The organism is Candidatus Zixiibacteriota bacterium (assembly GCA_034003725.1).
Lineage (GTDB): Bacteria > Zixibacteria > MSB-5A5 > GN15 > FEB-12 > WJMS01.
In genome coordinates, this window is the sequence record JAVEYB010000003.1 from 64,691 (window position 1) to 91,654 (window position 26,964).

Sequence of the window (26,964 nt, forward strand, 5' to 3'; positions counted from 1 at the left end):
GTTATAACTCCTTGAGACGGTCCTTCGCTTGTGGCGCTTCAGGAGACTCGGGATAGTCGCTGACGATCTTCTGAAACAGGGTACGCGCCTCATCCTTCCGTCCGAGTTCCTGCTTGGCGCGTCCGATCTTGTACATGGCCGAGACCAGCTTGGATGACTTCGGATAGGTCGCCACGAGGTGTTCGAATTCCGGCACGGCCCGATCATATCGTTCCTGCCGGTAGTAGCATTCGCCGATCCAGAAATAGGCATCGGATACGTTGCTGTGCGTGCCGCACTCGGCCAGGAAGTTCCTGAAGCCGTCGATTGCACGGTCGTACTGCTCGGCCCGGACAAGCAGGAATGTCTCATCGTAGGTCGAGTCGCAGTTGTACAGAGTTGTCACCGGCGGCGGAGGCGGCGTGCCCGGAGCGGCGTTGGTCGGGCCGGTGTGGGTCGCATCGCCGACCGATCCTCTCAGCACCCCGCGTGACTCGAGTTGCCGCCGCATCTGGTTCAACTCGTTGACCAGCTGGTTGTAATTTTCCAGCAGGGTCGAAATCTGCTGCTGCAGCTCGGCCATCGAAAGGCGCACGTCGGAGCGAAGCGCGTTGTTGGATGCGGTCGACGTCGCGATCAGTGAGTCCACGCGCTCGACGATATTGGCGTTGGTGCGATTCTGGGACTCGATCCGCGTCAACTGGTCTTTGATTTCTTCGACGTCGCGCTTGGTTGCGCACGAGGAGAACAGCAGGCCGACAAGAAGAACCGCCGTCAGGACGACGGCGGTTCTTGGCATATGTCTTACACTAAACATGATTGCCACCACAAATCGTGGCTACTGCGAGATAATGCGGAACTCGACGCGACGGTTCTTGGCCCAGGCGGCCTCGGTGTGGCCGTTGTCGGCCGGACGCTCTTCGCCATAGCTGATCGTCGACAGGCGAGCCGCATTGATTCCGCGGTCCACGAGGTATTTCTTCACCGCGTTGGCGCGTTTCTCGCCGAGCGCGATGTTATACTCGACGGTGCCGCGCTCATCGCAGTGTCCCTCGAGCATCAGCATCGCATTCGGAAATTCCACGAGTTTCTCGTAGTTTTTATCCAGCGACGTCATTGCATCGGGGCGGAGGTTGAACTTGTCGAAATCGAAATACACGGTTTCGAGCTGTGATTCTTTCAACTCCGGCGGCGGCGGTGGCGGCGGCGGCGGAGGCGGCGGCGGTTCCGGAGTCGTATCCTGTACTACCGGAGTAGGTTCTTCGGGCGGCGGCGGAGGGGTCTTCCCCGGGCAGCCGGCGAGAACCGCCATCAGAAAAGTGGCACCCAGTAACAGAAAAAGCGCTTTCTTCATACTTCCCTGCCCTTCCTAGCGGGTATAGCGTAAAGTTATCTGTGTCAAGCCAATAACGGCTCGAATCTATACAACGAGCACGTCCGGGTCAACAAAAATCGACCAAACATTCCCCCCCGGGACAGTCTCTGCGTCGGGATACCTCGGACCCCGGAAGGCGGCCGAGGGTACCGACAGGCGCCCCTGCGGCGTGTCACCGCCTCGGAAGCGGCCCCCAGGCCGGATTTGTGACGTTTCCTTCGGAAGTCAGTCGCCGCTGGTTGCGTCCCGACAAATCCATCGTAAAAATATCTCCTCCGCTCAGGCGTGTGGAACTGAAGACGATGTGCTTGCCGTCGGGGGAGAAGTGGGGATTTTCGTTCGTGCCGAGCTGGGTCATGATGCGGTAGTCGTATCCTGACGTATCGATCGAGGCCAGGTCGAACCGTCCGCGCGGCGTGCGAGAGACAAAGGTGATTCTATCACCGCGATGCGACCAGATCGGCGAGTCGTTATATCCTCCGGCGAACGTCAACCGACGCGTCTCGATACCGTCGGCGTCCGAAATGTAGATCTGGGGCGATCCCGTCCGGTCCGACGAATACGCGATATAACGACCGTCGGGGGACCAGGTGGGAGACGACTCGATTGCCGGATGTCGCGTCACACGCTTGATGATACGACCTTCGAGATCCAGCACGTAGATTTCGTGGTCGCCGTCTTTCGAAAGTACACAGGCGATTTTCTTGCCATCGGGCGAAACGGACGGCGCGGTTACCGATCCCGGGAAATCGCCGATTTTCCGTTCCTCGCCGGTATTCACATCGACCCGGTACAACTGCGGCGAACCGCCTTTGTAGCTGGTGAAATAGACGTGTTCGGCGTCGGGGGCGAAGGCGGGAGACACGTTGATCGATTTATTATTGGTCAGTTGCTTTTCGTTGGCCCCGTCGTAGTCCGCCATAAACAGCTCTTTGGCCTGGCCGATCTTTTTGATATACGCGATCTTCGTGCGGAAAATGCCCGGGTCGCCGGTCATTTCCTGCACCACCTGATTGGCGACATCGTGAGCCAGCAGTCGCCAGAACTGGCGATGATAGTCGAAATGACCGTCGGCGATCTCCCGTCGAGAGCGAGTATCATACAGCCGCCATGTGACGCGCATGTTGGCGCCGGGGAAGGAGCCGTCGAGCTTCACGACATAATCAGCGCCGAGGCGCTGCCATCCGCCGATATCGAGCTCGGTCAATTCGTACGTTTCCATGTAGAACGGATCGAGCGGGATCAGCTCGAAGTCCGCGTAGAAATCCAGGTCGTTTTGAATCACACGCACCACGTACTGCATCAGCAGGGAGTCGTCGGCGGAGATCGGATCCGAGGTCGCGGGTTTCATGTTGTCAACCGCCACCGGGATGGCACGGAAACCGCCGGAGATGGTGTCAAAGGGAATGGTGCGGACGCTCGTGTCCTGAGCGGCTGCGCTGCCGGCCAGGATGACGAGTGTTGCCCAGACTGCCAGACCGAATTTCATTACGAGTCCTTTACCTGTTCGTAAACGGTACGGTAATCCCGATGATTTCGTCGCGGAATTCCCTCGGGAGCGGGGTGAACGGTTTGGAGCGCTCGATCGCCGCGACGCAGGCGTCATCAAAGGCCGGGACGCCGCTGGGCGTCTGCACTTTGATTTCGAGCACCCGGCCGGAGCGAATAACCTGAAAATAGACCACGCACACGAGCTTGGCGTCGGTATTGATCGGGTTCTGGAAATTGTTCGCTATCTGTGTGAACGCCAGGTCAAACCAGTACGGATAGTCGAACGAGGCGTTGTCGACGCGAGCGCCGGCGAACGGCGATCCGGAGGCGCTCACTTCGACATCGGTAGAGCCGTCGGCCGTGCCCGCGCGGCGCGTATCGCCGGTCACGGCGTCGAGGTTTTTCTGTGTCTTGTCGGGTTTTTTCTGTTCCGGCTTTTTGACGGGCGCGGGCTTCGTCTCCGGGATTTTCACCGGCTTGGCCGTGACCGGGTCATCGATCGGAATTACTTCCGGTTCCGCTTCCATCGCTTTGGGAATCGTCAGCGGCTTGATCGGCTGCGGCGGGGCGTCGGGCTGGACCGGCAGCGGCGGCGCGGAGATCAGTCTGACGGAGATGACGTTGCCGAGCGTGTCGGGCCGCGAGGCGAAGGTCACGGGAAGAAACGTCGATGCGACGATCATCACGTGCAGGATCACCGACAGCGTGATGTCTTTCGAGGAGAGGTCGGTGCGTATGGAGGCTGCTTTTCGCACGGCTATTTTCGCCCGCCTTCCTCGTGTCCGGTGACCAGGCCGATCGCCTCGATGCCCATTTCTTTCATGCGGCCGATGATGTCGATCACCGCCCCGTACGCGACCGCGGAGTCGCCGCGCACGTATACCGACCCGGTGTTCTTACTGACCATTTCCGCTTTGAGGCGCTCTTCGAAATTGGTCGGGTTCGAGAAAACGTCGTTGATATACACGCCGCCTTTCTTGTCGACCGTAATCACCACGCCTTCGGCTTCTTCCTCGATGGCCGCGGCTGTCGTTTTCGGCAGGTCGATTTCAATACCCGACTGCAGCAGCGGCGCGGAGATCATGAAGATGATCAGCAGCACGAGGACCACGTCAACGAGATTGGCGATATTGATATCGGCCATGGTGTGGTACGAGCGGATATGGCGCCGACGGATCATCGCGATTCCTTCTTTGCGCGGGCGATGAAATCGAGCACGAAGGCGTTGGTGTGGTCGGTCAGCTGTCGCATGAAGTTGTTCGCCCAGTTGTAAGCGATCACGGCGGGGATGGCGGCGCCGAGTCCGACGATAGTGGCCAGCAGCGCTTCGGCAATACCGGGTGCGACCACCGCCAGCGACGCCGACCCGCGCTCGCCGATCGACCAGAACGAATCCATGATGCCGACGACCGTACCGAGAAGGCCCATGAAGGGGGCCGAAGATCCGGTGGTGGCCAAAAAGACGTTTCGTCGTTCGAGCCGCGACAATTCATCGGTGCCGACCTTCTGCATGGTCATCTCGACGATCTCGAAGTCATCGTTGTCGAGTCGATCGAGTTGGTTCTGGAGTCCGCCGCCCTCGTTTTTGAGTTCGCGCAGCCGGGTCATCTCTTCATAGCCGGCGGTATACATGGTGGCCAGCGGAGAGAGGGCGTACGATTTGGCCTGACCGATCGAATCCGCCAGGCGTCGCGAACGGCTGAACTGGGCGCGGAACTGCGCGTCGGCGTGCGACACGGCGCGAAACAGGCGCCACTTGTGTCCGATAATGGCCCATGACACCAGTGACATGGTGACCAGCACAATCAGGATAAAGACGCCGAATGTGGACGTCTGTTTGATAATCTGCCAAATCGAGATGCTCTCCATACCGGTTCTACACGCCTTTCAGAACAAAGTTTACGCCGCGACAGGCGGGCGGCGGGAAAAAATTACCCGAATTGTAATCATTAGACTCATGTGCAAAGACTGTCAACAACAATAGCCGAACCGGCAAAAAAAGTCCGCGGGTGCGACTAAAAACTTGACTTGTTTTGCGGGACGGTCCTTTTTGACGCAGTTAGTTGTAAACTGTCTCGTTCAGTCGTAAGGAGTCCGTACCCATGAAGAAACTGCTGATACTGCTGTTTTGTTCAGTGCTGGTGATCGCCGTGGTTGCCAGTTGCGGTCAGAAGAAGACCGAGGACGGCGACATGTCCGCCGGCGGTCACGCCGACGAGATGGCCGATACCACGCGGATGCACGAAGGTGTGGTTGACTCGCTGATCGGCGAAGGGGAAGCGCTGCTTGATTCCGCCGCCGCTGCGGGCGAGCAGATGATTGACTCCGCCGCTGCAGCGGGCAAGAAGATGATCGAAGGCGCCGGACACTAAGAGCGAACTACCGAAATTGAAAGGCCTCCCGTCATCAGGCGGGAGGCCTTTTTTCATTTGATCGATCGAATCAGCCTTCGATCATCTCCACGTTGGCGCGTGGTACGATTGCCCGGGAGCCGTCGGCAAACTCGACTTCGAGGATTCGCGCGCGTGATTCAGATTCAAGCGTCTGGAGCGGCGCCGGCAGATCGGTGACGAGGCCCAGTCGGCCGAAGTGGGGGTGGCGGATGACGCGGATGGGCGACCCTTTCTGCAGGCCGAGTACCTCGCCGCTCTGTTCCGCCTGCGCCACATGTTCGGTCTTGGTGGGGATGACCACTTCCGGGCGAATCACGCCCGCCCTGATCTGGGTGGCCCCGTTCATACAGGCCAACTCGCCCTCGTGACGTTTCAGAAGGGAAAAGGTCTTCTGGGCCATGTCGATTTTGCCGAATCCTTCGGTCACGACAAGCGTCACGCCGATCTCTTCGGAGCCGGTGATGGCGACCCCGATGTCGTAGCCGAGGAAGTCGCGAAGGTCTTTGTCGTCGAATCCGCCGGTGACGATTCCCTTGACGCCCGCCTTGATGGCCTTCTTCAGCGCGGCCGCGGTGACCTGGGAGCCGCCGACGATGATTTTGCCCTTCATGCTGTCGTTGATCATGTTTTCGTCGAGCACGGTCGAATTGTCCGGGGTGGCCATCATAATGGGGCCGAACGTCTCTCCACCGATGCCGAAAATGCCCTGAACGAAGGACCCGATACAGGTCACGACCACGCCCTCGTTGGGGATGACTTCGGTCACTTCCCCTTTGACGTACGCCTTGACTTCGACCGGAGTCGGGTGCCCTCGCTGCAGCACCTGGCCGGTGACGCTTGAGACGGACTCGATAGAGCCGTCGATGGTCGCGGCACAGCGCGACTTGAATATCCACAAGGAGACCGACAGCGCGATCTCTTCGCCTTCCTTGATCGGATCGCCCGCCTTTTTGGTCATCACCAGCTCGAGGTCTTCGGGCGGGACGCCGAGTTTGTTGGCGACGTTGATCGGGACCACCTGACCCGGCAGGTGCGTGCGCGCGACCACCGTCTGCGGCTCGACCTTGTCACCGACTTTGACGATTACATCACCCTTGAGCGGGAGAATGCGCTGCTTTTTGATGACGACTTGATCCGTTACTTTCAGACCGGGCGTATACGCGTGACCCATGGGGGGTACCCTTCCCTATATCGAACTACTCTTTCTCGTGTTGGTTGCGTCGTTTGCGACGCGCTGCCAGCGCGATGATGATGATCACCACCGCGGCTGTGGGTATCACCACCGTCGTTTTCGAGACCCCGGAGGCGCCGTCCCGCTTCTGCAGGTGCTCGGGGTCGGCCAGCTTGACACTTTCACGCGGCATTCGCTGAGCCACGTCTTCGGTGGAAAACGACATGAGGATGTCATAGAACTGCGGACGGTATTCGTCAAAGGTCGAGTCGGGCGCAAAGAAGTAGAAATGTGCGGTCCCCTTTTCGTAGAACCGCAGGCAGTAGAGGTGCTTCTTGAATCCCTGCTGTTCATCGCCTACGTCGGTCAGACGGATGAACAACATCCGATCCCGGTCATAGGCCGGGCGATCGACCTCCAGCGCCGCGAAAGACTCCTGAATTGGTCTGTATTGGACTTCCTCGCCAAACAGGTCGGCCAGCTCGGCAACGACAGAATCGCGCGCCCGCCGATCCATTTCGCCGCTCGTGTCCACGGTGACGATGAGGTACTCATAGTCGTGGAACGGTGCGAGCTTGCGGGCCGAAAACACGGCGTCGTAATCATAGGTGTCGGGGTCGGCCTGAAGTTGCTGCAGGTAGTAGTCTACCGTCTGGTAGTCGACCTGCCACCACTGATCCGGGTACTCGATGTAGAACCCACCGTTCAGCGAGACGAACACTTTGGCGAGTGCGCCGGTCGAGAGTACGATGACAGCGAGCAAACCGACCACAACAGCAAGCCGGCTTGTTTTCCGTAGGGGGGAACTCTGCGTGCTCATTTTACGTGCTTCAGAGCTCCTTCGGGGTAAATATTCAGTTCGGTGGCCCAGGAGACGAGATGCGACACGCGCTCGTGTTCGCTCAGCGACGACAGGTCAAACGGTCGTCCGCGCCCGTCGAGAATGATACCGACCACGCCACCATGAATTTCGCGCTCAACGGTTTTGCCGGGTCCGGCGCCGACATCGAAGTTTCGTTCCGGTTCAAACCGCGCCTTCGCCCTCAGCGGCAGGCTGTCCGGTCCCATCCCGAGTTCAAACCGCTTCATTTCCAGGAAGTTGAGCGTGCCGCTCACCTGGCCGGAGGGGAGGTCAATCGAGTACTTCATGACCGGTCCGCCCTTTTTGGACACCCCGGCGGGGGCGATGCAGGTGCCGAGGTGAATCAGGCAGTCTTTCTCGAACACTTCAGTCGCGGCTTTCGGCTGAACCTCGGTGAGTACGCCGAGCTGCGGCATCATGAAGATTGAATCCACGGCGAGCCGGGTGATCCCCTCGGGTAAGAAGGAATCGATCATCATGAGCGCCGACTGCTGGCGGCGCGGCGCGTGTGAGAGCACTCCGCCGGAGCCGATCAGCATGTCGAGCGTCATCATATTGACGATCGTTTTTCCGGAGGAGCTCTGGTCGAACGCGTCGGCGATCGTCCGTTGCTGCTGGACGCCTTTCAGCACGGTGGCGAAGTTCTTATGCTGGACGAAGGCCAGGCGCAGCGCCTCGCGCGCAATGGCCTGCTCGAAAATCAACTCTTCCATCGACTGCGGAATGGTCGTCGGGCGAATCATTTTGTTTTTCACGCGGTTGCGCAGGTCGCGCTCATCCATGATAAACGGAACCCATCGCATGACCATCGGCAGCGTCGCCTCGGCAAACACATTCGAGATCGAATAGGACATGCCGAGGTTCGCCGATACCGTGCGGTTGAAGACCGGCTGGTCGTCGGGACGGAAAACCGAGAACACGTCGGTTGTCGCACCGCCGATATCGACCCCGACCGCTTCGATGTTATATTGTCTGGCGATAGTCTGGATGATCAGGCCGACCGCGCCCGGAGTCGGCATGATCGGGGCGTCGGTCCACGACATCAGCTTTTTGTATCCGGGCGCCTGCGCCATCACGTGCTCCATAAACAGCTCGTGAATCTCTTCGCGGGCAGGTCCGAGGTTTTCACGCTCGAGGACGGGGCGGAGGTTGTCGACCGACCGGAGGTCCACTTTATCAGCCAGCACTTTTTCGACATCTTTGGTGGCGTCCCGGTTACCCGCATAAATGATCGGGAGCTTGTAGGATGATCCCAGGCGGGGGCGCGGGTCGGCCGCCGACACGAGCTCGGCGAGTTCAACGACGTGAGTGGTCGTTCCGCCGTCGATACCGCCGGACAGAAGGATCATGTCGGGGCGCAAGTGCCGGATACGTTCTATTTGCTGATGCGGCAGGCGCTTGTCGTTGGACGCGATCACGTCCATGACAATCGCCCCGGCCCCCAGCGCGGCGCGTTCAGCGGATTCGGCCGTCATCGACCGCACCACTCCCGCCACCATCATCTGAAGACCGCCGCCGGCCGACGACGTCGAGATATACACGTCGGTGCCGACATCACCTCTCGACGGTGTGATGAACTTACCGTTTTCGTCGAGAATTTTGCGTCCGGAGAGCTCCTCGAGTTCGCCGACCGCGTTGAGCACGCCCATGGTAACGTCTTCGAATGGCGCCTCAACAGTCGTCGGCGCTTCGCCACGGGTGGTCTGGCGATACTCGCCGTTGATATACTCAATGAGAATGGCTTTGGTGGTGGTGGATCCGCAGTCGGTTGCAACGATGATCTTAATGTCGTCCGGATTATCGAATTTAGCCATCTGAAAACCGCTATGTGAGAAAGTGTATTGTTCTTCTATCTTATTGTCTCTCTTCGAGGTATAGGCGGTTGTTGCCGCGTTACCCCGACTGAATCAGACAACGAGTATAACATACCCTGCAAAGTTTGTAAAGCGCCATTTTACCTCGGAGGCCCGCTTCAGTCGGAAGAGCCGGAGGCCCGGAGTCATGGCGAAACGGACCCGCAAGCTGTTGTGTGGCAGGAAGATGGCGGCGACAGCCGATTTTTTCGCTTGACTTGGTGGTGGAGCGCTTCTTAATTACCACCTTTCGCTGGGAACGGTAGTGCAATTCCCCGCTGGTGAGGCTGACGGGACCGGGGCACTTCGGTTAATCACTGTTTGATAAACGGTCCGGATCAGCCGTCTCTCCAGAAAGTGCCGGCACGTGCGGACTGATATTCGGTAAGGGAGCCTGAGCTTGACATTGCCACCTACGAGGTCCACCTCCCGCGCGATTGTTTCGCTTCTACTGGCGATTGTACTCGCCTGGGCCCCGCCATTGGCCGCTCAGGATCAACCCGGCGTTCCTTCCGACACTATTCTTTCAGACACTACTCTGCAGATTCTTCTGCCGCGTCCCGTGCCCGCGGTGACCGTCAAGGATACGCAAGACGACGGCGGCGGCTCGATCACGGTAACCTGGGAGGCATCGGCCGATGACGGCGATGGCGGGATCATTAACCGGTATGTGATCTACCGGGCGACATCGGCGGAAGGCCCTTTTGAAGAAGTGGGCGATGCCACCAACAACGCCACGACCTTTTCCGACGGGAGTGCGGAAGACGACGTGGCGTATTTTTATCGGGTAGTTCCGATGACGCTGGCGCTGGCCGGCCAGCCGGTGCCCCCGGCGCTGGTCGAGGGCGCGATGGTTGCCGGTCCGGTGAGTTCGTCGGCCCAGTGGCTTGACTGGCGGCGGATCAACGTACTGGTTGGCGTGCTGCTGCTGTGCGTTTTCATTATCTACTACATCAATCAGGCGAAAGCCGGCAAGTCGTTGTTTATCCGCAAGATTGCCGGACTGGAAGCGGTGGACGAAGCGGTCGGGCGCGCCACCGAGATGGGCAAAAAGATTTACTATATCCCCGGCACGCAGGACATGGACAATGTCCAGACGATTGCGGGCGTCACCATTCTGGGCCGGGTCGCGGAGCTTGCCGCTCAATACGAAACATATCTGCAGGTGCCGGTTTCGCGTTCGCTGGTGCTGGTCACCGCTCGCGAAATCGTCAAGGAAGCCTACTCGAAGGCGGGGCGCCCGGATGCCTTTCAGGAGGATCAGGTTCATTACCTGACCGACGATCAGTTCGGTTATGCCGCCGGTATCGACGGGATGGTGGTGCGGGAGAAGCCCGCCACGATTTTCTTCATGGGAGCTTTTTACGCCGAGTCGCTGATTCTCGCGGAGACGGGCAATTCGATCGGGGCGATTCAGATTGCGGGCACCGGGATGCCGTCCCAGTTGCCCTTTTTCGTCGCGGCGTGCGACTACACGCTGATCGGCGAGGAGTTGTTTGCGGCCTCGGCGTATTTGTCGCGCGAGCCCAAGCTGCTTGGATCGCTGAAAGGGCAGGATATGGGCAAGGCGGTCATACTTATCGCGATAGTCGTCGGGCTCGTTCTCGAGACCTTCGGTATATGGAGCTTCTCCAGGCTTTTTTCGGTGATACAGTAGCATGCGTAGAGAAATTCCTCTGATCATAACGGGCATCGTGGGCATCGTGTTCGTCGTCCAGTACTTCATTCCGCACTGGCCGTTCAACCGCATGAATGCCTGGTTTTCGGACTGGTTCTCTATCGTGCAGGCGTGCGCAATCTGGCTGGGCGCGCTGAACCTGCTGAAGATTTCGCTGGAGAAAATCGCGCGGCGCAAGTCAGACTGGGGCTACGCGGTCGTGATCATCGTGAGCTTTTTGCTGATCGCGATTATCGGGTTCCTCGAAGGCGAGGCGTTCCGTGACCCCGGCACCAAGTTTACGTGGCTGTACGATTTCGTGTACACGCCGCTGTCGTCGACCATGTTTGCAATCCTGGCGTTTTTTGTCGCGTCGGCGTCCTACCGCGCCTTCCGGGCGCGCAATTTTGAGGCGACCCTGTTGCTGCTGGCGGCCTTTTTCGTGATGCTCGGGCGGGTGCCGGTCGGCGACGCGCTGACGGCGTTTATGCCCGAGGGATGGCGATTGACCGACCTGGCCACCTGGATCATGAACTTCCCGCAGACGGCCGGACAGCGCGCCATCATGATCGGTATTGCGCTGGGCATCGTGTCGACTTCGCTGCGGATTATTCTCGGGATCGAGCGGTCTCACCTCGGAGGCGATTGACATGAGCACTCGCGTGAAAGAAATCCTTGTCGTCGTCCTGGTGTTGCTCTTCAGCGCCGTGATCTATGCCGGCAAAGTCTCCGGCTGGATGACGGGGGTCAGCTTCTCGCCGGCGGTGTCTGTATTAGTGATCGTCGCACTGGCGGCGTCGCTGATCGTGATCCTGGTGATGACTATCAAGGGCCGGCTGGTGGGCCGGCGCACGGTCTTTTTGTATGTCGGCTTCGCCGTGGCGCTGCCGTTGTTCATGTCCATCAGCCAGTACATACCGACATCGCCCGAGGTTCGTTCGCTTTACGAAGGGCTGGAGTCGCTTCCCGACGGTTCCAAAGTGCTGGTTTCATTCGACTACGATCCGCCGTCCGCGCCCGAGTTGCAGCCGATGGCGGAGTCGTTTTTCCGGTACGCGTTCGATCGTAAGTTCAAAGTCATCATCATGGGGCTCTGGCCCCAGGGACCGCTGCAGGCCAACCAGGCAATCGAGCGCGTGATGCAAGACGAGAAGTACGCGTCGCTCGGCCTGCAATACGGTGTGGATTACTGCAACCTGGGTTTTCAAACCGGGAACGAATTCGTCATTCAACGCATGGGATCGGACTTCCGGTCCATGTTTCCGACCGACTACAGCGGGACGCATTACGAAGACCTGCCGATCGTGAGAAACGTCAAGAATTTCTCGAACGTCGATTACGTGTTCAATCTCTCGGCCGGTTACCCGGGGACGATCGAGTGGGTGCAGGTGGCGGTTGACCGCTACGGGGTCAAACTCGGCGCAGGGAACACCGCGGTGCAGGCGCCCCAGTGTTATCCGTACCTGCGGTCGGGACAGTTAATCGGCATACTGGGCGGGATGAACGGCGCCGCCGAGTTCGAGAAGATGACCGGTCATGAGGCGAAGGGCACGAAGTTTATGCTGTCGCAGTCGTTTTCGCATATGATCGTGATCGCGTTTATCATCATCGGCAACGTCGCGTTTTTCATGGGCGGCCGGAAGAGCAACCTGTCGGCATGACGGTGGAAGGTCAGTAGATGTTCTGGGAACACTTTGCACTCTGGGTCGCCGCGTTTCTGACGCTCGGGATCTACTCGTTCCTGTACAAGGACAACCCGTGGTACAAGCTGTGCGAGTCGATCTTTGTCGGCATCTCGGCCGGCTACTGGTTTGTCACGCTGTTCTGGGATAACATCTACGGCAAGTTCTGGGTCGGCGTGTTCCCGACCGGAGACGCCCAGCCCGATTACTGGCTTTTGGTGGGCGCGGCGCTGGGGCTGTTGATGCTGTTGCGCCTGATTCCGAAGATCGGCTGGGTGTCGCGCTGGTCGCTGGCCTTTATCGTGGGTGCGACCGCCGGATTTTACCTGATCAATTATTTCTCCTCGAACGTCATGCGCCAGGTGCAGGACACCGTGATGCCGCTGTTCGGGCCGGGCTTCAATGCCTCCGCGTATGTCATCATCGGCAACATCGTCGTGGCCGTGGGCACGTTTACCGGGTTGGTATATTTCTTCTTCTCGAAGGAGCACAAAGGGGCGTTCGGGGCATCGGCGAAGATCGGGATATTCTTTCTGATGGTCACCTTCGGCGCGTCGTTCGGCTACACGGTGATGAGCCGTATGTCCCTGTTGATCGGACGTATAGACTTTCTTCTGAGCGACTGGCTGGGGTTGATTCGCTAGTGCGATTCGCGCCGATGACAGACGGGGGACGTCGCACTCGCCTCACGGTCGTTGTCCTCGCAGCGTGCTTCACCATCAGTATTATCGCCGTCTCCGTATCGGGGCAGTCGGAGACCGTTTCCATCGCGCCCGCCGATACCGCAATCGCGGTTCGCCCGCCCGCGCCTCCGACCTCGGTGGTTGCCGAGGACTACAAGTACGACAACGCCAAGCATCTCGTCTTGTCGTGGGTGCCCTCGATTGACGATCAGCCCGGCCGCACGCTGGTCCTGGGCTATCGCATTTTCCGTTCGTCGGGCGGCGGGGCTTTTATGCCTGCGGGCTCGGCGCTGCCCGGCGCGTCCTCGTTCCGCGACGAACGATTGAGCAAAGATTCCAGCTACGTGTACTATGTCGCGGCGGTATCCGCCACCGATACGGTGGCGTCGATCAAAACGCAGGCGATTTCGCCGAAGCGCGAGTATCTGCATCTCGATCTGGTCTGGCTGTTCGTGATCGCGTTCTGCATATCTTCGTCGGTCATCTACTTCATCTGGAAAGCGCGCGCGGGCAAGAAGCTTTTTGTCCGCAAGATTGCGGGGTTGGACGCGGTCGACGAGGCCATCGGCCGCGCGACCGAGATGGGCCGCCCCATACTGTTTATTCCAGGCATACAGGACATGGACGACGTACAGACGATCGCCGGGCTGACGATACTGGGGCGGGTCGCCAAGCAGATCGCCGACTACGACACGCGCATCCGCATGCCGGTGTCGCGTTCGCTGGTGATGACGGCGGCGCGAGAGACGATCAAGGCCGCCTACCAGATCGCGGGCCGCCCCGACGCGTACTCCGACGACATGGTGAATTACGTGACCGATGAGCAGTTCGGGTACGTGGCCGCGGTGGACGGTATCATGGTTCGCGAGAAACCAGCCACGATCTTTCTGCTCGGCGCGTTTTTCGCCGAATCGCTCATTCTGGCCGAGACCGGAAATTCTATCGGCGCAATCCAGATCGCCGGCACCGCGCGACCGGCCCAGCTGCCGTTTTTTATCGCCGCGTGTGACTTCACGCTGATCGGCGAAGAGCTGTTTGCGGCGTCGGCGTATCTTTCCGGCGAGCCCAAGCAGCTTGGCTCGCTGAAGGGTCAGGATGTCGGCAAGGGACTGGCCATGGCGGCCATTCTGCTGGGTGTGCTGTCCGTGACGCTCGGGCAGGCGTTTGATATCGGCTTCTTCAACTGGCTGGCCGACGGTCTGTCGACCATCTTCTCGGCGGCGGTGGAATAGTCATGAAACGCCAGGTACCCCTGTTCATCACGTTTTTCGTGGGCACGCTGCTGATCGTGTCGGTGTTCAGCCCGCCTATCGAAACGCTGGGCGAAGATTTCTCCGTGTTTTTCGATATCATCGCGGTGTTCGCCTTTTTCCTCGGCGGCGGCAATCTGCTGCGCGTGCATTTGACGAAAATCTCGCGCCGGAAGCACGACTGGGCGTACTCGATCGTCACGCTGGTCGGATTCGTCGTCATGCTCTGGGCCGGGTTGTTCAAGGTGTGGAACGAGGGCGGCATCGCCGCCTCGGTGACGGCCGAGGAGTCCCTGTTCGGGATGATTTTCAACTCGGTGCTGATTCCGCTTCAGTCGACCATGTATTCGCTTCTGGCGTTTTTCATCGCCTCGGCGTCCTATCGCGCGTTCCGGGCCAAAAACCGTGAGGCGACGATTCTGCTGGTGGCCGCCTTCATCATTCTGCTCGGTCGCACCGCGTTCGGCACCATGTTGACCGCGTGGATGCCGTCGAGCCTGTCGGCGATGGAGATCCCGAATCTGGCTATCTGGATCATGAATTCACCAAACCTGGCCGGACAGCGTGCGATCCTGATCGGAATCGGGCTGGGTGTCGTTTCGATGTCGCTGCGTATTATTCTCGGCGTCGAACGGACGTACCTGGGGGATGACGGCAAATGATCTTCGACGTCCCCCTGCTGCTGCTGGCCGCCGGTAGCGAGGCTACCGCAGGTACCTATGTGTCTCTGCTCGTCATCGGGCTCGGCCTGCTCGCGCTTCTCTACGTGTCAATCAAGGCAATCGAAGTCGACCGCCGCGTCATCTTCTTGTTTATCTTCCTATCCGTTTCCGTGCCGATTCTCTTTCCGATCACGTTCGAGGAACAGGCGACGCCGGTCGTAAAGCGGGCGTTTGACCATATCGAAAACCTTCCCGAGGGTTCGCGGGTGCTGCTGTCGTTCGACTTCGATCCCGCCATGGCGCCCGAAGTACAGCCGATGGCGGACGCAATCATGCGCCATGCCCTCGCGAAGAATCACAAAGTTATCTTCATGTCTCTCTGGGCGACGGGGCAGGGGCTGCTCGATCAGACCATGCGTCGTATTCTACCTGTCGAGTTTCCCGACAAGATCGACGGCAGAGATTACGTCTCGGTCGGATACACGGCCGGCAACGAAGGCGTTCTGAACGTGATCGTATCGGATTTCAAGAAGATGTTCCCGTCGGACGTCAACTCGGTTCCGCTCGACAGTATCGAGATTTTCGAGGGTGTTTCATCGTGCCGTGACCTTGACCTTGTCGTCACCTTCGGCGGCGGAAAGCCCGGCGCCAAGGAGTGGGTGCTTTTTGTCGGAGACCGTGCCAGCGTACCCGTTGCGGTCGGGGTGGCCGCCGTGGTGGCGCCGCAGATGTACCCGTATTTCCCCGACCAGGTGGTCGGCATTCTGGGAGGCATCAAGGGTGCGGCGGAGTACGAGTCTGAACTGATCAAGCAGTATCCGCAGTTCGCCGAGCGCGGCACGCCGGGTCTGGTGATGATGGGGCCGCAGACGCTGGCGCACGTCGTTATCATCGCCTTCATCGTATTCGGCAATGTCGCTTACTTCGTTGGGCGAAGAAGGGAGATGAAACGGTGAAACGGTCATCGATCGTCATCCTCAGCGCCGTTGTCGTTTTGTTTCTGGTCAGTTGGATTTTGAAGGGCGCATCGTTCAGCGGCGACGACAATCCCTATCTGCGCGGCTTCCTGACAACCGCGGCGGCGTTTTTGACGTTGGCCGTGTTTTCGTTCCTGTACCAGGACAATCCGTTTTACAAGTTTGCGGAGCACCTGTTTGTCGGCGTTTCCGCCGCCTACTGGATGGTGCTCGGGTTCTGGCAGACGCTGGTCCGCAATTTGATTCCGCGTTTGTCCTCCGATTTGGCGGCCTGGTTCGAGACGCCGTCCAAAGACATCAGTCTCTGGTACATCATTCCCGTCATTTTCGGGTTGCTGTTGTTGATGCGACTGTCCAAGTCGGCCGGCTGGATCTCGCGCTGGCCGCTGGCGCTGATTATCGGATACACCGCGGGAATCAACTTCGTCGGCTACATGCGCTCCGACTTCGTAAATCAGATTGCGGCCACGTTTGTGCCGCTGCTGGTGAACTGGCAGGGGACAGGAGCGTTTTTCAGCGACTTCTCGCTGGCGATCGACGGGCAGTTCGTCATGATGCTGTCGAACTGGGTGATTTTTGTCGGCGTCATGTGCGGTTTGATTTACTTCTTCTTTTCCAAGGAGCATACGGGCCTGTTCGGATCGGCGTCGAGGGTGGGCATCTGGATTCTGATGATCACGTTCGGTGCGTCGTTCGGTTACACCGTCATGGGCCGCATCTCATTGCTGGTGGGACGGCTCACCTTCCTGTTCAGGGACTGGCTGGAACTGATCGGCTGATTGAGGATATTACACGCAGGTACTCTTCATGACTGTGGAGGGACTATGACATATGTGCTACGGGCGTTCCTGGTCTTCGTGTGCCTGACGGGCACCGTGATCACGGCGCAGACCGACCCGCCGCCGGTGGATACGACGGCAGTGGAGGTCGCCGCGATCGCGCCGCCGGCGCCGGTGACCGGGCTTGTGGGCCGGGACAGGAACAACGATCACGGCCATGCCATCGACCTGAGCTGGACACCGTCGGTCGACGATCTGGAGAGTCCCGATGGGGCGAAGTCGGTCGTTCGGTACCGGATCATGATGTGGAAGCCGGCGTATGCGTATCACGTGGATACGCTCCGCCAGATGTACGAGATGGCGCGCAGCAGCCTGCCGCCCATTCGCGTCTACAAGCCGCTGGTCGACTCCGCCCTGTCGCTGCTCAGCAAGGGCGTCGCGAGTGTCGCCGAACTGCCGTTTGCGGTCGCACTTCCCGAGGGGGTCGATTTCTCGGACACGACCGTGAACTGGATGGACCAGGTGCGGAGGTCGCTCGAGGACACGCTGGCCGCGATGACCGGCGAGGTTGAAATATCCAAGGATTCCGTCAAGAGCTTCCGTCGGGCCTTTCTCGCGGCGGTCGACTCGTTGCCGGCCGCCTACGGCGCCGCCGGCCCGTCGACCGGAGGCGGCCGCTGGGATTCGGTGGGGGCTGAAGTCCCCGGTGCGACCGGTTTCCGGCACTCCGGTTCCAAAGACGAGGTCTCACCGGATTTCCTGCCCGATTTCACCGACCTGTATTACCGGGTCGACGCCGTGACGTCGGATGCCGCCATCTTTACGCCATCCGAGGGGTACGGTCCGGTGCAGGCATCCGGACAGTGGTATAACACGGGGCGTACGGTGGTGCTGATTTCGGTGCTCATTTTCACTATTCTGACGGTGACGTTCGTGTCCCATGCGCGCGGCGGCAAGCAGTTGTACGTTCGACCGCTGGCGGGAATCGAAGCGGTTGACGATGCGATCGGCCGCGCCACCGAAATGGGCAAACCGATCCTGTACGTGCTTGGCCTCGGCACGGCGGCCGATATCGCGACGATCGCGTCGTTCACGATTTTGAGCCGCGTCGCCAAGCGTGTCGCCGAGTACCAGACGCAGTTGATCGTTCCGACCTACGACCCGATCGTCATGACGGTCGCGCAGGAGGTCGTGAAGTCGGCGTATCTTGACGCCGGTCGACCGGATGATTACAACGAAGATATCGTGTACTTCGTAACGCAGTCGCAGTTCGCGTACGTGGCGGCGGTCAACGGCGTGATGCTTCGCCAGCTGCCCGCGACGAACGTGTACATGGGACGGTTCTATGCCGAGTCGCTGATTCTCGCCGAGACCGGCGCGCTGGCCGGGTCGATCCAGATTGCCGGCACCGACGAGATCGCGCAGATTCCGTTCTTCGTCGTCGCCTGCGACTTCACGCTGATCGGCGAGGAGCTCTACGCGGCGTCGGCCTACCTCGGCGGCGAGCCGGTGCTGCTTGGATCGCTCAAGGCGCAGGATTACGCCAAGGCGCTCTTTGTGACCTGTGCGGTGCTGGCCTTTGTCGCCCTCGTAGTGGGGGATCTCACCGGCGCCGAGTGGATCGCACAATTCAAAGACTGGTTCAGAGTGTCGGATTAGGAGGACATGACTGATGAGACGACAACTACCTTTCATACTTGTCTTCCTGGCCGGCTTCTTCATGATCTTCCAGTATTTCGTGCCGCACGAAAGATCGGAGTTCGTGTACGAGTTTCTGCTGGACTGGTTGACGATTATCGGCGGATTCGCCATGGCGCTCGGCATCTGGTCGTTGATCCGTGTCTCGACGGACAAGATCAGGCGCAAGCGTGAAAACTGGGGCTATTCGATTATCACCCTCGCCGGTCTGTTCTCTATGATGTTTTTCGGCATCACGAACTGGGAGGACGGGTCGTTCGGGTTCTACATCTACACGGCTGAAGGCCTGAGCAATTCGATGTTCCGGCATTTCTTCGATTATATCCTTATTCCGATCCAGGCGACGATGTTTTCGCTGCTGGCGTTTTTCATCGCCTCGGCGGCCTACCGCGCCTTCCGCGCCCGCAGCGTGGTGGCGTCCTTGCTGCTGCTGGCGGCGCTGATCGTGATGATGCGGTTTAATCCGATGTTCGGGGCGTGGATCGAGACGGTCGCCAACTGGCTGATGAACGTGCCCAATCTCGCCGCCCAGCGGGCGATCGTGATCGGCATCGGGCTCGGCATCGTGGCGACCGCGCTCAAGATCATCCTCGGGATCGAACGCGGCTACATGGGACAAGGGTAAGGAGAGAAGACTATGAACTTTTTTGATCGGTTAATGAGACTTGACCGGCGCTGGGTCTTTCTCTTCCTCACCGTGGTGTGTGTGGCCGGCTATTATGTCGACTACTCCATACCGATCCGCGTGACCAAGGAGACCCGGTCCATCTACGACTTCATCGATTCGTTGCCGCCGGGTGATATCGTGTTTGTCGCGATCGACTACGATCCGTCGAACCAGGCGGAGCTGCACCCCATGACCTACGCGATCATGGAACACGCATTCCGCAAGAACCTGCGGATCATTTTCACGGCGCTCTCGCAGAACGGCCCCGGCATGGCGGACCAGGCGATTCGGGACATCACTGACTCGGTCGCACTCGACCGGACCTACAACGGGATCGAATACAAGGGACGGCAAATCGTCAACGGCGTCGACTACACGTTTCTCGGATACAAACCGTACTTTTCGATTATCATCCTGAGTATGGGGCAGAACTTCCGGATCTCGTTCCCGACCGATTATTACGGGACGCCGCTGGATTCCATTCCGATGATGCGTGGCGTGCTCAACTACGACAACGTGGCCTGCCTGATCGACCTGTCGGGCGGCAATATCACCGATGCGTGGATTTCGTACGGGCAGGGGCGTTACAATTTCCCGCTGGCGCTCGGTCTGACCGGCGTCATGACCGCGCAGTACTATCCGTACCTCAATTCCGGGCAGGTGTTCGGGATTATGGGCGGTATGCTTGGCGCGGCCCAGTATGAAAGACTGGCCGATAATCCCGGGCTGGCGATTGACGGTATGCGGGTGCAGCTGCCGGCGCATATCGTTATCCTGCTGTTTATCATCATCGGGAACATCGGCTACTTCGTCACTCGGCGCAAAGTACAGCTGGAAGGGAGGTAACGAGGTATGGACTTCACAACATTCTTGTGGACGACCCTGGGCGCCTTCCTGACGCTGGCCACGTTTTCCTTTTTGTATAAGGACAATCCCTTCTACAAGCTGGCCGAGCATCTGGTTGTCGGCGTGTCCGCCGGGTATTTCGTGATAATCGTGTGGCACGGCACCATGGTGCCGAACCTGTTCCAGAAGCTGGCCGACGGCGACTGGTTCATGTTGTGGCTGAATTCAACGCAGCCGTGGTATATCGTCCCGGGGATCCTCGGCATTCTCATGTGGACGCGCTTCTCCCGGAAGTACGGCTGGTTGTCGCGCTGGCCGATGGCGCTGTATATCGGTATTGCTGCCGGTGTGGCAGTGCCGCTCGAGATGTCCAACAAGGTCAACAAGCAGCTGGTCGCGACCATGGTGGACATCAACTGGTCCAACTTCATGGGCACCGGCTTTTTTGATCCTTTCTCCGGACTGGCGAACCTGCTGATCTTTATCGGGGTCATCGCCGGGCTGATCTACTTCTTCTTCTCGAAAGCCCACACGGGCGCGGTCGGAGGAGTGGCCAAGCTTGGGATCTGGACGCTGATGATCGGATTCGGGGCGTCCTTCGGATTTACCGTGATGGCGCGTATATCGCTGTTTATCAACCGTCTGCAGTATCTGGATAAAAACTGGCGGGAGGCGGCATTTGATTCGTCGAACCCGAACTACGGCGCCGGATTCCAGATCGTGTTCTGGCTGATAATCGCGCTGATTGTGGTTTACGTCGTGCGGGAAATAATGACTCACCTGAGTCACAAAAAGGCCAATTCGGCGACTGAGTAAGTCCTCGCACGGAAAAACGGGACTGAAAAAAACTGCCCGGAAATAGTACCGGGCAGTTTTTTTATGTGGCATTTTTGAATCAGTGGAAGTATAAGATTGAGGTTTGAGTGTACTGACGGGCCGATTCCCCGATCGGCCTACGGGGGGCAGGCGACGGGCGGCCGGGCAACATCTTGGGCCGCAACGCCGTAGCGAGAAATATCGCCATCCCGTAACAGGTTATCCCACAAGAGCTTACGACCGGATCAACTTCCTCTCGTGGGAACTCATTTACAGTCTGGGAGTTACCCGACTTTTTTTCGCTGTCAAGCAAAAAAGTACTTGACAGTCCGGCAAATTTTTCCTACCATGGCGGCGGAGTGAGGGACCTTCACAAGACAACACTTTAGCCACGGAAAGGGTAGCAACCGCAACACATGGAAAGTGAGGTGGCTCATGCCGCGGACGAAGAAGAGTGCCGAGGCCGAAGCCCTAGCCGACTCCGTGTCAGACGGCACTTCAGCCCAGGATGAGCAGAAGCCGAAATCAAAATTGTCGACCGCAGAAGCCCGACGCGAGTATCAGCGGCGGTATTATCAGATGCATAAGGAAAAAGCAAAAGAGTACCAGCGGCAGTATAACCTGACGCACAAGAAAAAGGCGCGCGGACGCGGAAAATCCAGTTTTTCGGCGCCCCGTGAGGTCGTGCGGTCTACTTTCAATACGTCGGACATCATGCACGCACCCGTCGAGAAGACGGTTCGCATGTTGGAGCAGATCATCCGGGGTGATCGATTCTTCACAATGTGAGCTGGGTTGCGACAACCAGATCTGAGGCGGCCGGAATCAGGAGGTTTCGGTCGCCTTTTCTGTTGCCTCACAACGTTTTTTTCTTAGATTGTTGGGACTTTACCAGAGTTTTTAAGTCCTAACTTGGGAGAACGTATGCCCGCGAAGAAAGGCGCCACTGCCAGGAAGGCATCGGCCAAACCAACAGGTAAAAAGACGGCGAAAAAGGCCGCGGCTAAGAAGCCCGCAGCCAAGAGCGCTGACACAAAGACCGCCTCAGCCGCATCCAAAGTATCGGCTGTCAAAAAGGCATACTACTTCTTTGGCGGCGGTAAAGCCGAGGGTCGCGCCGACATGAAGGACCTGCTCGGCGGCAAGGGCGCAAACCTCGCCGAAATGGTGAATGCGGGAGTTCCTGTCCCTCCGGGGTTCACGATCACCACGGAAGTGTGTACCGCGTACTATGAGAACGGTATGGAGGTGCCGAAGAAGATCGACGCCGAGCTGGAGTCGATGATGGCGAAGATCGAGAAAGAGACCGGCGCCAAATTCGGCGATGCCAATAACCCCCTGCTCGTATCGGTCCGCTCCGGCGCCAAGTTCTCCATGCCGGGCATGATGGACACGGTTCTCAATCTCGGATTGAACGAACAGACGGTCGAGGGCCTTGCCAAAAAGACCGGCAATGCACGTTTCGCCCTGGACAACTACCGCCGGTTCATCCAGATGTTCGGCAACGTCGTGCTTGGCATAGACAAGGACCAGTTTGAAGAAGTCATCTCGAAGCTGAAGAAGGATCGCCGTATCAAGCAGGACAGCTCGCTTCAGGAAGGCGATCTTCGCGAGATCATCAAGAAATTCAAGGGTATCGTAAAGCGCAAATCGGGCGAGGCGTTTCCCGATGATCCGTACGTGCAGCTTCGCATGTCCCGCGACGCGGTGTTCCGTTCGTGGAACAACCCGCGTGCGATCACGTATCGCCGGCTCAACGACATTCCCGCCGATCTCGGCACCGCCGTCAACATACAGGCGATGGTGTTCGGCAACATGGGAACGACCTCGGGCACGGGAGTCGGGTTCACGCGCAATCCCTCGACCGGCGACAAGGAGTTCTACGGCGAGTACCTGACCAACGCGCAGGGTGAAGACGTGGTGGCCGGCGTGCGTACGCCGCAGCCGATTCGCGAGCTGGCGACGGATATGCCCGACATCTACAAGCAGCTCAACGCGATCACCACCAGGCTGGAGAAGCATTACCGCGACGTCCAGGATTTCGAGTTTACCGTGCAGGAAGGCAAGCTGTACATGCTGCAGACCCGCACCGGCAAGCGCACGATCCAGGCGGCAGTGAAAATCGCGGTGGACATGGTCAAGGAGAAGCTGATCACCAAGGAAGAAGCGCTGATGCGGATCGATCCCACTCAGATCGACCACCTGTTGCATCCGCGCATCGATCCCAACGCGAAATACGACGTGATCGCCAAGGGGCTGGCGGCCTCGCCGGGCGCAGCCTCGGGTAAAGTCTATTTTACCGCCGAGGAGGCCGTCAAGCACAGCGCCAAGGGCCCCGTGATTCTCGTGCGCGAGGAGACCAATCCCGACGATATCGAAGGGATGTCGGTTGCGAAGGGTATCCTGACCGCGCGCGGCGGTATGACGTCCCATGCGGCCGTGGTCGCCCGGGGGATGGGAAAATGCTGTGTATCGGGCGCCGAGTCGATCCGTGTCAGCGCCTCGAAAAAGCAGTTCCAGGTCGGCAAGCTCACGGTCAAGGAAGCCGAGATGATCACCATCAACGGCTCGACCGGCGAAGTGATTCTCGGCGAGGTATCCACGATCGACCCCGAGTTTTCGCCGGAATTCAACGAGTTGATGACGTGGGCCGATGAGATTCGCACGCTACGCGTCCGCACCAACGCCGACGTTCCGCGCGACGCCCGACAGGCGATCGAATTCGGCGCCGAGGGGATCGGCCTGTGCCGCACCGAACACATGTTTTTCGCCGAGGATCGTATCCCGATCGTGCAGGAGATGATTCTCGCCGACACGCCCGAGGACCGGCAGGCGGCGCTCGACAAGCTGCTGCCCTTCCAGAAGAGCGATTTCAAGGGGCTCTTCGAGGCGATGGACGGATTCCCGGTGACGATCCGCACGCTGGACCCGCCGCTGCACGAGTTTCTGCCGCGCCGCGACGAGATCCAGGCGAAGATCGACAAGCTCGACAAAAAGAGCGATGACTACGAAGAGGACCTCGAGCGGCTGCAGAAGACGATCAAGCGGATCGACGAACTGCAGGAGCTCAACCCGATGCTCGGTCATCGCGGCTGCCGGCTCGGTATCGTGTATCCCGAGATCACCGAGATGCAGGTGCGCGCCATTATCGAGGCGGCCTGCGAGCTGACGAAGGCCGGCAAGAAGGTCAAACCGGAAATCATGATTCCGCTGGTCGGACACGTCAACGAGTTCAAGAACCAGAAGGAACACGTGCACCGGGTCGCGACCGAGGTGATCAACCGGTACAAGATCCGCAAGCTCGAGTACCTGGTCGGAACGATGATCGAGATCCCGCGCGCGGCTTTGACGGCCGACCAGATCGCGCAGGAAGCCGATTTCTTCAGCTTCGGGACCAACGACCTGACGCAGATGGCCATGGGCTTCTCGCGCGACGACGCCGGCAAGTTCCTTCGCTACTATGTCGATCACGGAATCCTGCCGCAGGATCCGTTCGTGTCGATTGACCGAGAGGGTGTCGGCCAGCTCGTGCGCACCGGCAAGGAACTCGGTCGCAAGGCTCGTCCCGATCTCAAGATCGGTATCTGCGGAGAGCACGGCGGGGACCCGAAGTCGATCGATTTCTGTCACGAGGTCGGTCTCGACTATGTGTCCTGTTCGCCGTTCCGTGTGCCGATCGCCCGACTGGCGGCGGCGAGAGCGGCTATCCAGCAGGGCGCCGGGTCGACCGGAAAGAAGACCGGGAAACCCAGGAAATAGTCCGGTCATTTGTGCGCTTATTTTTGCGGGCTGTCGCCGTTCGGCGGCAGCCCGCTTTGCTTTGGGCCGAAGCGGGATGTTTCGCTTGACTTTCAAGGGGCTTTATGTTCATTCGGTGTGACATCGCCGGCCCGGGGCGCACCGCTGCGCGATAACTCGGCCTCGCCGCCGGAAGCGTCTATGAACGGAGCAGTACCGGCCGTACGGGCCGTTGGTCTGGTATGAGACACGAACTCGATTACATTTTCAGTCCTCGTTCGGTGGCCGTGATCGGCGCATCGACCCGCAAGGGGAGCATCGGCCGCGAAACGCTGCATAACATTCTGACCGCGGAGTACAACGGCAAGGTGTTCCCGGTCAATCCGACCACGCAGGTGATCCATTCCATCAAGGCCTATTCCACCGTGCTCGATGTTCCCGACGCGGTCGATCTCGCCATCATCATCATTCCCAAGGAAGGCGTTAAAGACGTCGTCCGGCAGTGCGGTGAGAAAGGCGTGAAAGGACTCGTCATTATCACCGCCGGTTTTTCGGAGACCGGGCCTGAGGGAAAAGCACGCGAAATGGAAGTGCTGAGAGTCGTACGCGATCACCACATGCGCATGGTCGGACCGAACTGCTTCGGCGTGGTCAACACCGATCCCTCCGTCAGCCTGAACGCAACGTTCGGCAAGACGTTTCCCAAACAGGGCAAGATCGGCTTCATCACCCAGTCGGGCGCAATGGGTGAAGCGATCATGAGCCAGGCCAAGGAAATGGGGATCGGCTTTTCCGTGGTCGCCTCGATCGGCAACAAGGCCGACATCTCGTCGAATGACATGCTGGAGTATTTCAAAGACGACCCCAATACGGACGTCATCCTGATGTACCTCGAGAATTTCGGTAATCCGCGCAATTTCACGCGCATCGCGCGCGAAGTATCGCAGGTGAAGCCGATCGTGGCGGTGAAATCGGGACGTACGAAGCTCGGCGCCAAGGCCGCATCGTCTCACACCGGCGCGCTGGGCGGTCTCGACGTGGGGGTCGACGCCCTGTTCGAACAAACCGGCATCATGCGAGTCGACACTGTCGAGGAGTTGTTCGACGTTGCGATGGCGCTGTCGTCGCAGCCGATTCCCCGGGGCAATCGCGTGGTGGTGGTGACCAACGCCGGAGGACCGGGGATCCTTGCGACGGACGCCCTGATCAACGAAGGCATGGAGATGCCGAATCTCACGCCGCAGACGATCAAGGAGCTTCGCACCTTCAGTTCGACTGAAGCGTCGTTTTCCAACCCGATGGACATGGTGGCGGGCGCCGGACCAAAAGAGTTCCGGCTCACGCTCGAAGCGATCAAGAAAGACAAACATTTCGATACGATCCTTCCGATATTCGTGCCGCCGGTGACGATCGATCAGGCCGAGGTGGCGCGCAATATCAGCGAGGCGCTCGAAGATACGGACAAGACCGTCCTCGCGTGCTTCATGGGGGCAGGCGGAGGGTCGGCCGGTATCGAACATCTCAAAAACCACGGCATACCGGTTTATATTTTCCCCGAAGCGGTCGCCAAGACGCTGGCCACGATCCACAAGTACAAAGAGTGGCGGTCGCGCAAGCGCGGCAAGATCCTGACGTTTGACGTGGACACGGACCGGGTGCAGAGTATCGTGGCGCGGGCGCTGCACGGCAAGGAGGGAGCTATTGTCGGCGACGACGCGATCGATATTCTGGCCGCGTACGGTATCCCGGCGGCCTCGTATCAGTATGCGTCGACCGTGAAGGATGCAGTCGCGGCCGCCAACCGGATCGGCTATCCGGTGGTGCTCAAGATCGCCTCGCCCAAGATTCTGCACAAAACCGAGATGGGCGGCGTGAAAGTTGACCTTCGTTCCGACGCCGAAGTCCGCAGAGCCTACACGGAGCTCGAGACGGCGGTCGGCAAACTGAAAAAAGGGCAGTCCTTCTCCGTGGCCGTACAGCAAATGATTTCGGGCGGAGTCGAGACCGTGCTCGGCATGACGACCGACCCGTCGTTTGGCCCGCTGATCATGTTCGGACTCGGCGGGATCTACGTGGAGATCATGAAAGACGTGGCCTTTCGCATTCACCCGCTGACCAATCGCGGGGCGCGCGAGATGATCGAGTCCATTCGCTCGTATCCGCTGTTGACCGGGTTCCGCGGCGCGCCGCCGGTGGATCTGGCAATTATCGAAGAGACGTTACTTCGACTTTCACAGTTGGTGAAGGATTTCGACAACTTTTTGGAGATCGATATCAATCCGTTTATTGCCTCGCCCGAGCCCGACAAGTGCAAGGCGGTGGACGCCCGGTTTATCGTACGCGGCGCACGCTAGCGACGGCGCCGGGTCGTTTCGGGTGTGGGGG

25 protein-coding genes are annotated in these 26,964 nt (G+C 59.1%); 16 read left to right on the forward strand and 9 right to left on the reverse strand.

What is annotated here, in order from left to right:
• Window position 1: 1 nt before the first annotated feature.
• The 6 genes from ybgF to RBT76_05085 all read right to left on the reverse strand — a co-directional run bounded on the left by ybgF (window position 2) and on the right by RBT76_05085 (window position 4,714).
• Window positions 2-778: a tol-pal system protein YbgF gene (gene ybgF / locus RBT76_05060; GenBank protein ID MDX9857136.1), complete on the reverse strand. Its 777-nt coding sequence runs from the start codon at window positions 776-778 to the stop codon at window positions 2-4.
• Window positions 779-817: 39 nt separating this feature from the next.
• Complete coding sequence (gene pal, locus RBT76_05065) at window positions 818-1,333, reverse strand: peptidoglycan-associated lipoprotein Pal (GenBank protein MDX9857137.1); 516 nt, start codon at window positions 1,331-1,333, stop codon at window positions 818-820.
• A 193-nt stretch (window positions 1,334-1,526) separates the two neighbouring features.
• Complete coding sequence (gene tolB / locus RBT76_05070) at window positions 1,527-2,843, reverse strand: Tol-Pal system beta propeller repeat protein TolB (GenBank protein MDX9857138.1); 1,317 nt, start codon at window positions 2,841-2,843, stop codon at window positions 1,527-1,529.
• A gap of 10 nt (window positions 2,844-2,853) precedes the next feature.
• Entirely contained in the window at window positions 2,854-3,600 is a 747-nt protein-coding gene (locus RBT76_05075; protein ID MDX9857139.1) for a TonB family protein, read from the reverse strand.
• 2 nt (window positions 3,601-3,602) lie between these two features.
• Window positions 3,603-4,025 carry a biopolymer transporter ExbD gene (locus tag RBT76_05080; protein MDX9857140.1) on the reverse strand — a complete coding sequence of 141 codons (423 nt, stop codon included), beginning with the start codon at window positions 4,023-4,025 and terminating at the stop codon, window positions 3,603-3,605.
• The gene (locus tag RBT76_05085; protein MDX9857141.1) at window positions 4,022-4,714 is read right to left on the reverse strand and encodes a MotA/TolQ/ExbB proton channel family protein; all 693 of its coding nucleotides are present in this window, start codon (window positions 4,712-4,714) and stop codon (window positions 4,022-4,024) included. Before RBT76_05085 ends, RBT76_05080 begins: the two co-directional genes overlap by 4 nt.
• A 233-nt stretch (window positions 4,715-4,947) precedes the next feature.
• Between RBT76_05085 and RBT76_05090 the strand changes: the two genes are divergently transcribed.
• A complete protein-coding gene (locus RBT76_05090) occupies window positions 4,948-5,217 on the forward strand; it encodes a hypothetical protein (GenBank protein ID MDX9857142.1) in 270 nt (89 codons plus the stop codon).
• A gap of 70 nt (window positions 5,218-5,287) precedes the next feature.
• Here RBT76_05090 and RBT76_05095 read toward each other — a convergent pair whose 3' ends face one another.
• The 3 genes from RBT76_05095 to RBT76_05105 are packed head-to-tail and all read right to left on the reverse strand — an operon-like array spanning window position 5,288 to window position 9,085.
• On the reverse strand, window positions 5,288-6,409 hold the full coding sequence (locus RBT76_05095; GenBank protein MDX9857143.1) for a hypothetical protein: 1,122 nt from the start codon (window positions 6,407-6,409) through the stop codon (window positions 5,288-5,290).
• Window positions 6,410-6,434: 25 nt separating this feature from the next.
• Window positions 6,435-7,181, reverse strand: a complete 747-nt coding sequence (locus tag RBT76_05100; GenBank protein ID MDX9857144.1) for a hypothetical protein — start codon at window positions 7,179-7,181, stop codon at window positions 6,435-6,437.
• A 44-nt stretch (window positions 7,182-7,225) separates the two neighbouring features.
• Window positions 7,226-9,085, reverse strand: coding sequence for a glutamate mutase L (locus tag RBT76_05105; GenBank protein ID MDX9857145.1), 1,860 nt, complete (start codon window positions 9,083-9,085; stop codon window positions 7,226-7,228).
• 439 nt (window positions 9,086-9,524) lie between these two features.
• Here RBT76_05105 and RBT76_05110 point away from each other — a divergent pair, with 439 nt between their 5' ends.
• The 15 genes from RBT76_05110 (at window position 9,525) to RBT76_05180 (ending at window position 26,933) form a co-directional block, all read left to right on the forward strand.
• Window positions 9,525-10,781 carry a fibronectin type III domain-containing protein gene (locus RBT76_05110; protein MDX9857146.1) on the forward strand — a complete coding sequence of 419 codons (1,257 nt, stop codon included), beginning with the start codon at window positions 9,525-9,527 and terminating at the stop codon, window positions 10,779-10,781.
• 1 nt (window position 10,782) lies between these two features.
• Window positions 10,783-11,430: a hypothetical protein gene (locus RBT76_05115; protein MDX9857147.1), complete on the forward strand. Its 648-nt coding sequence runs from the start codon at window positions 10,783-10,785 to the stop codon at window positions 11,428-11,430.
• 1 nt (window position 11,431) lies between these two features.
• Complete coding sequence (locus RBT76_05120) at window positions 11,432-12,442, forward strand: hypothetical protein (protein MDX9857148.1); 1,011 nt, start codon at window positions 11,432-11,434, stop codon at window positions 12,440-12,442.
• Window positions 12,443-12,459: 17 nt separating this feature from the next.
• Entirely contained in the window at window positions 12,460-13,107 is a 648-nt protein-coding gene (locus RBT76_05125) for a hypothetical protein (protein ID MDX9857149.1), read from the forward strand.
• Between the two features lie 14 nt (window positions 13,108-13,121).
• The gene (locus tag RBT76_05130) at window positions 13,122-14,378 is read left to right on the forward strand and encodes a fibronectin type III domain-containing protein (GenBank protein ID MDX9857150.1); all 1,257 of its coding nucleotides are present in this window, start codon (window positions 13,122-13,124) and stop codon (window positions 14,376-14,378) included.
• 2 nt (window positions 14,379-14,380) lie between these two features.
• Window positions 14,381-15,058, forward strand: a complete 678-nt coding sequence (locus RBT76_05135) for a hypothetical protein (GenBank protein ID MDX9857151.1) — start codon at window positions 14,381-14,383, stop codon at window positions 15,056-15,058.
• Window positions 15,055-16,014, forward strand: a complete 960-nt coding sequence (locus RBT76_05140; GenBank protein ID MDX9857152.1) for a hypothetical protein — start codon at window positions 15,055-15,057, stop codon at window positions 16,012-16,014. The genes RBT76_05135 and RBT76_05140 overlap by 4 nt, the downstream gene beginning before the upstream one ends.
• Window positions 16,011-16,814, forward strand: coding sequence for a hypothetical protein (locus RBT76_05145; GenBank protein ID MDX9857153.1), 804 nt, complete (start codon window positions 16,011-16,013; stop codon window positions 16,812-16,814). The genes RBT76_05140 and RBT76_05145 overlap by 4 nt, the downstream gene beginning before the upstream one ends.
• Before the next feature lie 45 nt (window positions 16,815-16,859).
• The gene (locus tag RBT76_05150) at window positions 16,860-18,473 is read left to right on the forward strand and encodes a hypothetical protein (protein ID MDX9857154.1); all 1,614 of its coding nucleotides are present in this window, start codon (window positions 16,860-16,862) and stop codon (window positions 18,471-18,473) included.
• Between the two features lie 13 nt (window positions 18,474-18,486).
• Window positions 18,487-19,137 (forward strand): hypothetical protein, encoded by a 651-nt coding sequence (locus RBT76_05155; GenBank protein ID MDX9857155.1) that lies wholly within the window; start codon window positions 18,487-18,489, stop codon window positions 19,135-19,137.
• Window positions 19,138-19,149: 12 nt separating this feature from the next.
• Entirely contained in the window at window positions 19,150-20,025 is an 876-nt protein-coding gene (locus tag RBT76_05160) for a hypothetical protein (GenBank protein ID MDX9857156.1), read from the forward strand.
• 6 nt (window positions 20,026-20,031) lie between these two features.
• Complete coding sequence (locus tag RBT76_05165; GenBank protein MDX9857157.1) at window positions 20,032-20,841, forward strand: hypothetical protein; 810 nt, start codon at window positions 20,032-20,034, stop codon at window positions 20,839-20,841.
• Window positions 20,842-21,276: 435 nt separating this feature from the next.
• Window positions 21,277-21,630: a hypothetical protein gene (locus RBT76_05170; GenBank protein ID MDX9857158.1), complete on the forward strand. Its 354-nt coding sequence runs from the start codon at window positions 21,277-21,279 to the stop codon at window positions 21,628-21,630.
• Between the two features lie 135 nt (window positions 21,631-21,765).
• Window positions 21,766-24,600 (forward strand): pyruvate, phosphate dikinase, encoded by a 2,835-nt coding sequence (gene ppdK, locus RBT76_05175; GenBank protein ID MDX9857159.1) that lies wholly within the window; start codon window positions 21,766-21,768, stop codon window positions 24,598-24,600.
• Window positions 24,601-24,821: 221 nt separating this feature from the next.
• Window positions 24,822-26,933, forward strand: coding sequence for an acetate--CoA ligase family protein (locus RBT76_05180; protein ID MDX9857160.1), 2,112 nt, complete (start codon window positions 24,822-24,824; stop codon window positions 26,931-26,933).
• The last annotated feature ends 31 nt before the right edge of the window (window positions 26,934-26,964 follow it).